General features: G+C 45.1%; 10 protein-coding genes and 1 pseudogene. 9 read left to right on the forward strand and 2 right to left on the reverse strand.

The window, feature by feature from the left end; all coding sequences use genetic code 11:
• Positions 1-32 precede the first annotated feature (32 nt).
• The 4 genes and pseudogenes from D0A37_RS08710 to D0A37_RS08725 all read left to right on the forward strand — a co-directional run bounded on the left by D0A37_RS08710 (position 33) and on the right by D0A37_RS08725 (position 4,497).
• Positions 33-1,604 carry an NAD(P)H-quinone oxidoreductase subunit N gene (locus D0A37_RS08710; RefSeq protein ID WP_242725436.1) on the forward strand — a complete coding sequence of 524 codons (1,572 nt, stop codon included), beginning with the start codon at positions 33-35 and terminating at the stop codon, positions 1,602-1,604.
• 153 nt (positions 1,605-1,757) lie between these two features.
• A pseudogene (locus tag D0A37_RS08715) lies at positions 1,758-2,369 on the forward strand (Uma2 family endonuclease).
• 99 nt (positions 2,370-2,468) lie between these two features.
• A complete protein-coding gene (locus D0A37_RS08720; protein ID WP_242723256.1) occupies positions 2,469-4,079 on the forward strand; it encodes a cyclic peptide export ABC transporter in 1,611 nt (536 codons plus the stop codon).
• Positions 4,069-4,497: a GNAT family N-acetyltransferase gene (locus tag D0A37_RS08725; RefSeq protein ID WP_242723259.1), complete on the forward strand. Its 429-nt coding sequence runs from the start codon at positions 4,069-4,071 to the stop codon at positions 4,495-4,497. The genes D0A37_RS08720 and D0A37_RS08725 overlap by 11 nt, the downstream gene beginning before the upstream one ends.
• A 2-nt stretch (positions 4,498-4,499) precedes the next feature.
• On the opposite strand, the gene D0A37_RS08730 is transcribed toward D0A37_RS08725, so the two are convergent.
• Together D0A37_RS08730 and D0A37_RS08735 are read right to left on the reverse strand one after the other, a co-directional pair.
• Positions 4,500-5,003: a Spx/MgsR family RNA polymerase-binding regulatory protein gene (locus D0A37_RS08730; RefSeq protein WP_242723261.1), complete on the reverse strand. Its 504-nt coding sequence runs from the start codon at positions 5,001-5,003 to the stop codon at positions 4,500-4,502.
• A 25-nt stretch (positions 5,004-5,028) separates the two neighbouring features.
• The gene (locus D0A37_RS08735; RefSeq protein ID WP_242723263.1) at positions 5,029-5,472 is read right to left on the reverse strand and encodes a DUF4332 domain-containing protein; all 444 of its coding nucleotides are present in this window, start codon (positions 5,470-5,472) and stop codon (positions 5,029-5,031) included.
• Positions 5,473-5,870: 398 nt separating this feature from the next.
• Here D0A37_RS08735 and D0A37_RS08740 point away from each other — a divergent pair, with 398 nt between their 5' ends.
• The 5 genes from D0A37_RS08740 to D0A37_RS08760 all read left to right on the forward strand — a co-directional run bounded on the left by D0A37_RS08740 (position 5,871) and on the right by D0A37_RS08760 (position 13,103).
• Entirely contained in the window at positions 5,871-7,259 is a 1,389-nt protein-coding gene (locus D0A37_RS08740) for an aminopeptidase P family protein (protein ID WP_242723265.1), read from the forward strand.
• Between the two features lie 184 nt (positions 7,260-7,443).
• Positions 7,444-9,006, forward strand: a complete 1,563-nt coding sequence (locus tag D0A37_RS08745; protein WP_242723267.1) for an adenylate/guanylate cyclase domain-containing protein — start codon at positions 7,444-7,446, stop codon at positions 9,004-9,006.
• Between the two features lie 209 nt (positions 9,007-9,215).
• Positions 9,216-10,199 carry a GntR family transcriptional regulator gene (locus tag D0A37_RS08750; RefSeq protein WP_242723269.1) on the forward strand — a complete coding sequence of 328 codons (984 nt, stop codon included), beginning with the start codon at positions 9,216-9,218 and terminating at the stop codon, positions 10,197-10,199.
• Between the two features lie 180 nt (positions 10,200-10,379).
• On the forward strand, positions 10,380-11,054 hold the full coding sequence (locus D0A37_RS08755) for a nitroreductase family protein (RefSeq protein ID WP_242723271.1): 675 nt from the start codon (positions 10,380-10,382) through the stop codon (positions 11,052-11,054).
• A gap of 159 nt (positions 11,055-11,213) precedes the next feature.
• Entirely contained in the window at positions 11,214-13,103 is a 1,890-nt protein-coding gene (locus tag D0A37_RS08760) for a hypothetical protein (protein ID WP_242723273.1), read from the forward strand.
• Positions 13,104-13,139: the final 36 nt, after the last annotated feature.

The raw sequence follows: 13,139 nt of genomic DNA on the forward strand, positions 1-13,139 counted from the left end.
TGCGGCTTGTACTACCCAACCTGCCTGAAAATATGGATTTTGCTACTCTTGCTGCCCAGCTAAATGCTGGAACTATCTTGCCAGAGGGAATTGTCATCATCACCCTCTTGGTGGTTCTCGTCGGCGATTTAATCGTAGGCCGCAGTTCCTCGGCTTGGACTCCCTACGTTGCCGTTGCGGGTTTGTTGGCCGCCGTCGCTGCTTTGTGTTTGCAGTGGGATAACACGGATACCATCTCGTTTCTGGGCGGTTTTAACAGCGATGCCTTGAGTTTAGTGTTTCGCGGAATTATCGCTTTGAGTACGGCTGTCACTATTTTGATATCCGTCCGCTATGTACTGCAAACGGGTACTGCTTTAGCGGAATTTATCGGCATTTTGCTGACCGCTACTTTGGGGGGAATGTTCCTCAGCGGCGCTGATGAATTGGTGATGATTTTTATTTCGTTGGAAACTCTGAGTATCTCGTCATATTTGCTGACGGGTTACACAAAACGCGACCCGCGTTCCAATGAAGCTGCTTTGAAATATTTGTTAATTGGGTCGTCTTCTTCGGCGGTGTTTCTCTACGGGCTTTCGCTGCTGTACGGGTTGTCTGGCGGCGAAACTAAGCTGAGTACGATCGCGGCTAACCTTTCTACTGTGAATGAAGGTCAATCTCTCGGTTTGGTGATTGCTTTGGTTTTTGCGATCGCCGGAATCGCCTTCAAAATCTCTGCGGTTCCCTTCCACCAATGGACTCCTGACGTTTACGAAGGTTCTCCTACACCCGTTGTTGCCTTCCTTTCTGTCGGTTCCAAAGCAGCCGGTTTTGCCCTAGCAATCCGCTTGTTAACAAGTGCTTTCCCCGCACTTACCGAACAGTGGCACTTCGTATTCACGGCCTTAGCCATTCTCAGCATGGTGTTGGGAAATGTGGTTGCCCTCGCCCAGACTAGCATGAAGCGGCTTTTGGCTTATTCCTCGATCGCCCAAGCCGGTTTTGTAATGCTGGGTTTGATTGCAGGAACAGAAGCCGGTTACTCCAGCATGATATTTTATCTGTTGGTTTACCTGTTTATGAACTTGGGTGCTTTCGCCTGCATCATTCTGTTCTCCCTGCGGACTGGAACCGACCAAATTAGCGAATACTCAGGTTTGTATCAAAAAGACCCGCTGCTAACTTTAACGTTGAGTATTTGCCTGCTTTCTCTCGGCGGAATTCCGCCCCTGGCTGGATTTTTCGGCAAAATCTATCTGTTCTGGGCCGGCTGGCAAGCTGGACTTTACGGCTTAGTTATCCTGGGATTAATTACCACCGTGGTTTCGATTTACTACTACATCCGCGTTGTCAAGATGATGGTAGTGAAGGAACCTCAAGAGATGTCAGACGCGGTGAAAAATTATCCCGAAGTTCGCTGGAATCTTCAGGGAATGCGCCCTTTGCAGGTCAGCGTTATACTCGCGTTAGTTGCGACCAGTTTGGCGGGAATTTTGTCGAACCCTTTGTTTAATTTGGCTAATGACGCTATTACCAAAACTCCCATGTTGCAGTCGGCATTGAGTCAGGTGCAACCTGTTGTGGGTGCGAAAATAGAATCGAATTTGGTGTCTCGCCGGGATTAATTTTTCCTGGTTTTGAAATAGTGGAAAACGCCTGACTCTTTGAAGTTGGGCGTTTCTTTTTTGTTGTGATATACTGTTAATTATGATTTTTAACCGCAGATGTAGGGAGATTAACGCAGATGTAGGCAGATAAAAGTTAGTATAGAGGCAACAATGTTAGTACAAAGTAAGGAAAGTAAGGAAAAGTTTTATACTCCAGATGAGTACCGGGAGTTAGAGGAAACTGCTGAGTTTAGAAATGAATACCGCGATGGAAAAATTGTACAAATGAGTGGTGGTAGTATTAATCACAGCCGGATTATCCGAAATTTGAGTAGAGTCTTGGGAAATTTGCTTGAGGGGCAGCCCTATGAGCTTTTTCACAACGATTTGCGGTTGTGAATTCCTCGGTATCGACGGGGAACTTACCCGGATGTGATGGTGATTGAAGGGGAGCCAGTTTTTACCAAGGGACGGAATAATGAAATATTAAATCCTGTGTTGATTGTAGAAGTGCTTTCTAAGTATAGCGAGGATGTTAATAGAGAAGATAAGTTTCGGTTTTATCGATCGATACCTCAATTCCGGGAATATCTATTAGTCAGCCCCTACGAAATTTTAGTCCAACAGTATATTAAAACTGCATCTAATGAGTGGTTGTTTCGAGAATATGAGGGAGAAACAGCAACAGTTTCCTTCGATTCAGTGGAACTGGAAATGTCAATGACTGATATTTATGAGCGGGTTGTATTTGAGATGTTGCAACCTTGTCAAGTATCTATTTAGGAACAGGCAAGATGCCTGTTCCACAAAAAGTAAATTTTCTTGTGAAACAGGCATCTTGCCTGTTCTAGAAAGCACATAAAATTATTATAGAGGTAAACGATGAATGTAATTTGGTTACTATTAAAAGCTTCTTGGTTAAATGTTTCCATCGCCATACTCACAGGCTTAATCAGCGGCGGTTGCAGCGCCATGTTAATTTCCCTAATTAATCGGGCAATCAGCGACAATTCCAATGGTAATTTAGTCTGGTATTTTGCGGGATTAGCAATCTTGGCTCTTTTGAGTGGCTTTGTATCCCAATTTTTGTTAATCTACCTTTCTCAAGAAGCTGTTTACAATCTGCGGCTGAGTTTGAGCCGTGGGATTTTGTCTACTCCTTTGCGGAATTTGGAAGAGTTGGGCGCTAACCGCTTGCTGGCAACTCTCACAGATGATGTGGGAACACTTTCTAATACTATATTTTTGATTCCTTTTCTTTGTGTTGATATCGCCGTTGTCGTGGGCTGCTTAACTTATTTAAGCACGATTTCGGGTACGGTTTTTGTTGTTGTTTTTTGTTTTTTGGTGCTGATGATTGGCACGGTGCAGTTGTTGCTCAGCAAAATGCGGAAATTCTTCGATTTAGCCAGAGAAGAACAAGATACATTATTTAAGCATTTTCGCAGTATTACTGATGGAATTAAGGAACTTAAACTGCATTCCTTGCGCCGCCAAGAGTTTTTTACGGAACAATTGCAGGTGAGTGCTGATGCTTCCCGCGATTATAACGTGACTGCTTTGAATACTGGTGCAGTTGCGATTGGAGTCGGTCAGTTGCTGTTTTTTATGCTCATGGGTTTGCTGCTGTTTGCTTTGCCGAAATTTGTGCCAGTTTCTACACCTGTTTTGTCAGCTTATATTCTGACAAGTACCTATTTGATGTCTCCATTTCAGAATATTTTGCAAAGGTTGCCGGCGATTTTTCGTGCTAATACTTCTGTGGAAAAGATAGAGAGAATGGGATTGGCTTTGGCGAGTCAATCTGAGATGAATTCAACGGTTAAACCGTTTCACAATGCTGAGTGGGAGACACTGGAGTTAAATCGAGTAATTCACAGCTATCCGGGAGAAAAAGAAGACAGTAATTTTAGTTTGGGCGAGCTGAATTTGAAGTTTCATCCCGGTCAATTGGTGTTTATAATTGGCGGTAATGGCAGCGGAAAGTCTACTTTAGCTAAGTTAATCACTGGTTTGTATATTCCTGAATCGGGAGAAATTCTCCTCGATGGCCAGCCAATTACTGAGGAAAATAGAGAGTGGTACAGGCAGCATTTTTCTGCGATTTTTTCGGATTTTTATCTGTTTGAAAGGCTTTTAGGGATGACTAATCACGATTTGGACAAGCAGGCTGCTGAATATTTGCGCGAGTTTCATTTGGAAAATAAAGTTCAGGTGAAAGATGGAGTTTTGTCAACTACGGCTTTGTCTCAGGGACAACGAAAGCGGCTGGCTTTGCTGACTGCGTATTTGGAAGATAGACCGATTTATTTGTTTGATGAATGGGCTTCGGATCAAGACCCGTTTTTCCGGGATATTTTTTACAAGCAGTTGTTACCGGAGTTGAAGCAACGGGGGAAAACGGTGTTTGTGATTAGTCACGACGATCGCTATTTTGATTTAGCCGATCGCGCAATTAAACTAGATTACGGTAAAGTAGAGTATGACCGATAAAATTGATAAGTACCGAATTGTCGAAACTTTGACCGAAAGCCAGGTTTCCGACTTGATGGATTTGTACAAAAACGAGTTTTGGAGCGACAAGCGGACGCGGGAAGATGTGGTGAAAATGCTGGCGGCGACTGATGTTATCATTGGTTGTGTCGATGAGAGCGATCGGCTAATTGGCGTTACCCGCGTCATCACCGATTTCGTATACAGAGCCATGATTTTTGATGTCATTATCAAGCCGACACACAGAAAGATGGGACTGGGTGCGAAGTTGATGGATGCAGTCTTAAGTCATCCCGAACTGCAAGGTGTCGAGCATTTTTATCTTAATTGTTTACCAAACATGATGCCGTTTTACGAGCGTTGGGGTTTCTCGGATGATATGGGCGAACTTAAGTTTTTGCGGCGAACAACAGACTGAACTTAGCCCCTTGAAAGCTCCAGTTTTTCTCTAATTACGTCTTCTTTGAAACCTACTAAAACAGCCGTTCCATCTTTAACGAAAAGAGGACGTTTCAGCAGCATCGCATCCTTAGCAAAAGCCTCCACCCACTGTTCGCTAGTCCAATTTTTCTTGTCATCGCCCAAAGCGCGGTAAGATTGACCCGAAGTATTTCGCATGGGTTGAAAACCCAAAGCAGCTACCCAGCTTTGAATTGTTTCGCGAGTCGGTGGCTGTTCTTTTGTGTTAATGAACTCGTAATTTACCTCGCTATCTTTGAGCCACTGGAAAGCTTTTTTGCAGGTTCCGCAGTTGGGGATTCCGTAAACTTGAATTGACATAATAATGCCTGTTGACTGTTGACTGTTGACTGTTGACTGTTGGCTGTGGGCTGTGGGCTGTTGACTGTTGACTGTTGACTGTTGACTGTTGACTGTTGACTGTTGACTGTTGACTGTTGACTGCTGAATGTTGGCTAATAACAATTAACAACTAACAACTGATAACTGACTAATGACTACTGACTAATCTCGCTTGTTGAACCCATTTTTGCACGCGATCGACTGAAGGAGTCAAGTCATTGCGCTGCATTGTCGCTACGTGCAGCCTTAAAATTTGTTGGTGTAATCTCTCCACGGGCATTTGAGCCAATTGAGCCGGAGAAGCAACGCCGGCGTGCAGTAACAGGCCGCAATACTGACAGCCTACACTTGGAATTCGAGCTAAATTTGCCATCGCTACCCATTTATTAATATATTGAATGTTAATCTGTAATTGATGGGCTAGCAACACTTTCGCCGCCTGCGTTTTGGTCATGCGAATTAGTTGTCCGGTTGTGGTGATACTGCACTGTTCCAGTTGAGATTGGTTTTCCTTGCTCAATCCCGGTAAGTGTGCGATCGGCCAATCGCGTACTTGCGCTGAAGTTTGAGGAGCTTTGTGAGAAATTTTCATGTTTTATACTACAGTGAATTTTACTTATACTTTAAAGTCTCAAATATCCAACAGTCAATAGAGGCGATCGCTCACATCACCAAATCAACAAAAACCAGACAAACGAATTTGACTAATTGCGGGTGTGGTGACACTTCTGCTAATTGCCTGCGGAGTAACACTTTTAGCATTTTTTTCCCAGTCGGGCAGGGTTCTTGCTTAACACAATTATGCCGACGATGACGACAAATACGATAAAAAAGACCGCCCTAAAAATGATAGCAAAAAATCAGAGCAAGAGGAGACTTTTTCCAAAAGTTGCTGCCAAGTTGGCAGTCAGAACTTTATTGCTTTAATGCCGAGACTCAAACGACTTCCGTTTTATTGCAAACCCAACTCAAAATTATCGGTTTTTACCCATGACAATTACACAAGATTATGATTTGTTAACTAATACTTTACAGCAACGGCGGCAAAAACTGGCCGATTTAATTAATTTTCCGGTAATTCTCTGGTCTGGCCGCAGCCTTCCTCGCAACTATCCGGCACTTACTTATCCCTTTCGTGCCAGCAGTCACTTTCTATATTTTGCTGGTTTGCCCTTAGAAAATGCTGCGATTCGCTTAGAATCGGGCAAATTAGAATTGTTCTTAGATGAGGCACCTGCTAGCAGCACGCTTTGGCACGGGGAAATGCCAAAAAGAGCAGAAATTGCCGAACTAATTGGGGCTGATGCTGCTTTTCCAATGGCCGAATTGAAAGCCCGATCCACAAATGCAGCAACGATCGCCGTTCAGGATTCTTGGACTCAGTTGCAACAGTCTCAAATTCTCGATCGCCCTCTTGCACCGCCCAACTCGCCAACCGGAATCGACCTAGAATTAACTCAGGCGATCGTATCTCTGCGCCTGAGCCACGATGCAGGCAGTTTGACCGAATTGCGTCAAGCTGCGGCTGTTACTGTAGAAGCTCACAAAGCGGGGATGGCGGCAACTCGAAATGCTCAAATTGAAGCAGGGGTGCGCGCTGCAATGGAAAGTGTCATCATCTCCAAAAATATGACCTATGCCTATCCTAGTATCGTGACGGTGCATGGAGAAGTGCTGCACAGCGAACATTATCACAATTCCCTACAAACAGGAGATTTGCTGTTAGCAGATGTCGGTGCGGAAACATCAACGGGATGGGCGGCCGATGTGACTCGCACTTGGCCGGTTTCTGGCAAGTTTTCTCCGACTCAAAGAGCGATTTATGATGTAGTTTTGGCAGCACACGATGCTTGTATTGATAAAATTAGTCCGGGGGTGGAATATCAAGAAATTCATCTATTAGCTGCTCGAATTATGGCGGAAGGATTAGTAGATTTGGGCATCTTGCGGGGGAATGTTGAAGATTTGGTAGAAATGGATGCTCACGCACTATTTTTTGTGCACGGTATCGGACATCTAATCGGTTTGGATGTTCACGATATGGAAGATTTAGGAGATTTGGCTGGCTATGAAGCCGGAAGAAGCAGAAGCAGTAGGTTTGGGTTGGGATTTTTGCGGCTGAATCGAGTTTTGCGTCCGGGAATGCTGGTATCGATCGAACCGGGATTTTATCAAGTTCCCGCAATCTTAAATAACCCCGAAAATCCGGCAAAATATCAAGGTTTCGTAAACTGGGACGAGTTGGAAAAATTCGCAGATGTGCGGGGGATACGCATAGAAGATGATATACTTGTCACCGAAGAAGGTAGAGAAGTATTGACAGGGAAATTGCCCACAAAAGCTCCCCAGATTGAGGAGTTAGTGGCGGTAAATACGTAAGTAGAGCCGACTTCGATCGCACATACGCAGTTCCATTAAAGGTGAAAATAAATAAATAAAGATGAAGAAAGGTTGGCACACAAGTCTTTTGATATTAGTTAAAAAAGTGATCTCGCAAGTCAGAAAATTCGCAGCAATAATACTTCCACGCAGTGTTCGTAAACCTATATCCTCGCAGCCTCCGATGCAAGCTGCACCTTTGCCCAGCAACGAAGAAGAGAGGCTAGAAGCACTTCACCGCTACGATATTCTAGATACAGAAGCCGAAGCAGCTTTTGATGATCTAACAGCTTTAGCCTCCTATATTTGCGGCACTCCTATTGCTTTAGTAAGTTTGATAGATTCTAACAGACAGTGGTTTAAATCCAAAGCGGGTCTGGAAGTGCCAGAAACTCCGAGAGAGTCAGCTTTTTGCGCCCACGCTATTTTAAATCCCAACGAATTGCTAGTTGTACCCAATGCTCTAGATGACGATCGCTTTGTCAGCAATCCGCTAGTAACTTCCGATCCCAATATTCGGTTTTATGCTGGAGCCCCGCTAGTCACTCCTGATGGTTATCCGATCGGCACTTTGTGCGCCCTAGATACAGTTCCTCGTACTCTCACCCCAGAACAGCTAGAAGCGCTGCGGACTTTAGGACGGCAAGTTATCAACCACATGGAGTTGCGAATAAATCTGACTAAACTAAAGCGCGCACAAATCAGGAACAAACAAGTAGAAGCAAAACTCCGTTCTACAGACGAGCAAATTGTCAATTTTTTAGAAGGAATGAGCGATGCTTTTTTTGCTTTAGACACCCAGTGGCGATTTACTTACGTCAATTACAAAGGAGCGCAATTTTTGAATCGCTCCCAGGAAGAACTTTATGGGAAAATTTTTTGGAAAGAGTTTCCCGAATTCGTAAATTCTGATTTTTATAAAGAGTATCATGGCTCTGTAGCTACACAAATTGGAGTGGCTTTTGAAAACTATTATCGTCCCTTAAAAGTGTGGTTGGAAGTCCGCGTTTTTCCTTCTCACGACGGCATTTCTGTGTTTTTCCACGACATAACCAAGCGCAGGCAGATGGAATCTGCCCTCAGGAAAGAACAGAAAAAAACTGAAAGTTTACTGCTAAATATTTTGCCCGAACCGATAGCCCACAGGTTGAAGTATAAACCGGGGGTAATTGCAGACAAGTTTGAAGAAGCAACAATTCTTTTTGCTGACTTGGTAAATTTTACCCAAATTTCTACTACCATGTCCGCCACTAAATTAGTGTACTTACTGAATGAAATTTTCTCAACTTTTGACCAACTGAGTGAGAAGCACGGCTTAGAAAAAATCAAGACGATCGGGGATGCTTACATGGTAGCAGCAGGTATTCCCATTAAACGTCCAGACCACGCAGAGGCGATCGCCGAAATGGCGCTGGATATGCTAGCAGCAATTAAGGAATTAAATGTGAAGCTAGACGCGAAATTTGACCTCCGCATCGGGATTAATAGCGGGCCGGTGGTAGCGGGGGTAATCGGCACTAAAAAATTCATTTACGATTTGTGGGGAAATGCCGTGAATACAGCCAGCCGCATGGAATCTCACGGCATACCAGGTCGCATTCAAGTCAGCCATTATACTTATGAGTTGCTCCAGGATAAATATGAATTTGAAGATCGTGGCGAGATCGAGATTAAAGGTAAAGGGGAAATGCGGACTTATTTGCTGACGGGTAGAAAAATAGCAAGCGAGCTCAAAATCTCAGAGTAAATAAAACTAAGACTTGAAATTACCTGATTGTTGAGGGAAACTCCGGAGGCTGCGATTAATCGTCTCTTCGGCGCGATCGCCCTGTGGCAGAATGGCTGCTGCAGATCAACCAAATAAGATTATGCTATAGACAGAGATATCGGAGCAATCCTAGGCGCGGTACTCGACGTTATATAAATACTAAGTTGAAGTCGTCGGAGCCTTTAATAATGGTTCAATTTCATATTCAAACAGATAGCGATATTCCAGCATCCACCCAACTATTCAATCAAATCAGGTTTGCGATCGCCTCGCGACAATTTCCACCCGGACACCGCTTACCCAGCACCAGACAGCTAGCCATGCAGACGGGTTTGCACCGCAACACCATCAGCAAAGTATACCGACAGCTTGAAAATACCGGACTCGTAGAAGCCCAAGCAGGATCGGGTATTTACGTCCGCGCCCTAGGCAACGAACACGGCAACAAACTCAAATCTCCGATCCTCGAAGAATATCCCCTTGCCAACAAAATAGTGCAAGGAAGTATCGATCAACTGCTGGGACAGGGCTGTACGCTCAACCAAGCGAGGGAATTATTTTTGGCCGAAATTGACTGGCGGCTCAGGTGCAGCGCCCGCGTGGTCGTCACAGCCCCCACAGAAGACATCGGCGTGGGTGAACTGATGGCGAAAGAACTCGAACAAGCTCTTCGCATTCCCATACAGTTAGTGCCGATGGAACAGCTAGGTCATTTTTTGGATCAAATCTCTTCGGGAACTGTGATCACGAGTCGATATTTTATCGGAGAAGCAGAATCGATTTCGGCACCGCGTTCTGTGCGAGTTATTCCCGTAGACATCTACGACTACAGCCAGGAAATTCAGCTAGTCGGGAGTTTGCCCAAAGACAGTTATTTGGGTCTCGTCAGCCTGAGTCCGGGAATGCTACGATCGACCGAAGTCATCATCCACAGCATCCGGGGAGAGGATTTGCTGGTGATGACGGCATTGCTGTCAGACGCCTACAAGATTAACTCGATCGTGCGATCGGCCAGAACAATTTTTTGCGACCAACCGAGTTTTGCTACAGTAAAAGCTGCCATCAATGTGGCTAGAGAAGATATTATTCGTCCCCCGCAACTGATATGCTCCGAAAATTACATCGGCTCTAAGTCGATTAATTTGCTCAAGCGCGAGTTGGGTTTGGGATGAGTCAGCAGTCATTAGTCATTAGTCATTAGTTATTAGTTATTGGTAGCCACTCACAAATAACATCGGACAAATAACAAATAACAATGCCCAATGCCCGATGCCCGATGCCCAATGCCCAATTCCGAATGCCCAATGCCCAATGCCCAATGCCTAATGCCCAATTAGCAAATACAATTATCCATGCCAATTGAAATCCAACCTTCAATTAATGTTAAAACCGCGATCGAAAGCCGCCGCGCCGCCCGCAGCTTCAAACCCGATCCGATTCCCCCAGCCATATTGGCAGAGATTTTGCGGTTGGGAGTGCGATCGCCCTCTGGTTACAACTTGCAGCCTTGGCGGTTTATCGTACTTCAAGACCAAGCCAGCAAAGAAAAATTAAAAGCTTGCGCCTTCGATCAGCGCCAAGTGGTAGAAGCCCCAACAGTATTAATTTGCTGTGGCGATCGACGCGCCGCCGGCCCCGAAAATACCGAAGCCGTCATCGAATTAGGCCAAGCTGCAGGCGCAATGAATGACAATTTAGCCGGTTATATGCGACAAGCAATCCCGCAATTGTTCGAGAACCGTCCCTGCTTCGATTCCCTAGAAACTTGGACAAACAGACATACAATGATCGCAGTAGCTCACTTAATGATTGCAGCTAAAAGTTTTGGGCTAGACAGTTGTCCGATGGAAGGTTTTGTCAGCGCTAAGGTGAAAGAAGCCTTTCAAATTCCCGAAGAAGTAGATGTTTGCTGTTTGCTGCCGCTTGGTTATGCAGCAGAACCTTTCAAACAATATGGCGGACGTTTTGAGGTGAGTCAAGTTTATTACAGCGAAAGTTATGGGCAGGCCTTGTCAGTTGAGATTTGAGAGTTAAGATTTTGTTGCAATTTGAATTTTTAGAGTTAAGATTTGGAATGAATCGGTGCCCAAGTTCAAACCAATCAAAAATCCCGACAGTTCTGCAATCTAAAATCTAAAATTCACAATCTAAAATCGAAAGTGGTGAGATCAGACAGAGGAGAAAATATGACAGTAGCAACGCGACAAAGCAACGCCCAAATTCTAGAAGTAAAATTGCAGCAGCACTTGCAAGCAGCCGGATTTAAAAAATTACCGCTTTATATTAGTTGCGATTTTCGAGATGAATCTTTAACGGTTGTGGGAGAACACCCGCGCAGTTTAGTTCTCAAAGCCAAACCGACTTTTGCGGTGCTAGAAGCAGCAATTCTCGAAATAGAGCCAGAATCTATTCAACAGATTGGACTTTGCCTAAAAATTACCGGGCAAAAACAGCCTTATGCTTTCCATTCTTTTACCATGCACAACCCTGTTTTGTCAAGACCAAAAACAGTGCAGTTGTTCAAAAAAACAGAGAATATCCCCGCAGAAGAAACCGGGATAGTCTTAACAGAAAATGTTGCCGAGACGGCGGATGTAGAGGAGGAGATACCGTTAGAAACGGATGGGAAAGATGCGTGGGATGAAGAATATTTTCCCAATTTGTCTGAGAGTTCGAGCAATTCCGAGCCGATCGCCTTTAGGGTAGCTGCAATCCCGGCAGATATTGGAGACAATCCCTTCAATCCGCTGGATATGGAAGCGGTAACAGTTGCCCCAAAACCCAAGCATTCACCGTTTGCGATGCTGGCTGCAGCAGGAATGGTCAGCATGGCGGCGCTAATTTTAGCAGGCGGTTATTATATGCTGAGCCGGCCCTGCGTCATCGGAGGATGTAGTGCTTTAGCTAATGCCAAACAGTTGAGCGAGAATTCGACGAAGACGCTGAAAACGTCAAAAGTTGCCAACAGCGCCCAAGAAGCGCAGCGACAGTTAAAACAGGCGATCGCCCTTTTGGAACCGATTCCCCCCTGGTCAATTCATCGCGGTGAAGCTCAAAGCGCTCTGGAAAGCTACCGTTCGCAAAATCAGAATTTAAACTCTGCGATCGATGCAGCGCGCGTCGCACAGTCAGCAGCCCAGAAAACCCAAAATCCGCCTTATTCTGCCGAGGACGGGCAGGAAGCGCAAGCTCTGTGGCAAAGTGCGATGGCCGAACTCGGAGAAATCCCCCCAGAGAGCCCAGTTTATCCGTTTGCTCAGAAAAAAAAGCAGGAATACCGGAAGAATTTAGCAACTGGAAATCGGCAGTTAAGCACAGAGAAACAAGCCGAAAAAACGCTGCTCGCCGCCAAAAGTACAGCCCAAATAGCAGAAGCTCGCGAAGCAGTAGCTCAGACAGCCGAGACTTGGGCTCAAGTGCAATCAGGTTGGGAAGAATCCCTCGAAATCCTATCAGGAATTCCCACGAGCACGACATCTTACCAACAAGCTAAACTGTTAGTTCCCAAATACGAAACCAAACTTTCAGAAGCTCGCGAGCGCAAAAATGTCGAAGGAATTTCGGAAAATGCGTATACTCAAGCTGTGACTTTAGCAGCCGAAGCTCAAATTTTTGAGGGCAAAAACGCCTGGTTTAAAGCATCAGAATCCTGGCGAAGAGCTTTGAGTTACGCGGAGCAAGTGCCGACGGCAACTGCCTATTCTCAGAAAGCCCAACCGCTGATCGCTTCCTACAAAACTTCATTGCAGCAAGCAGAAGTAAGGTTACAGGAAGAAAGAAACCTGCAAAAAGCCCGCACCGATTTAGATAGAACTTGTAAAGGCAACCCCAAAATTTGCGATTATACTGTTAGCAAAGGTTTGATTGCCGTGCAGATGACTCCAGGTTACGTGCAGAAACTGCAACAAACCTTCATCCAAGCAAACAACAACAATGCTGTGAAGACTCGCCAAGCTGTAGAACAGCACGTTCAAACATTGCAAAAAGCTTTGGAGGCGATCGCCGAAAACGCGAAAATTCCGATGCAGGTGTACGATAGCGAAGGCAAGCGGATTGGGAGTCACGAACCGAAGTAGTTGTATTTGTAGGGTGCGTGAGGGCAAAAAATCTGT

The sequence above is a fragment of the Microcoleus vaginatus HSN003 genome, from assembly GCF_022701255.1.
Lineage (GTDB): Bacteria > Cyanobacteriota > Cyanobacteriia > Cyanobacteriales > Microcoleaceae > Microcoleus > Microcoleus vaginatus_B.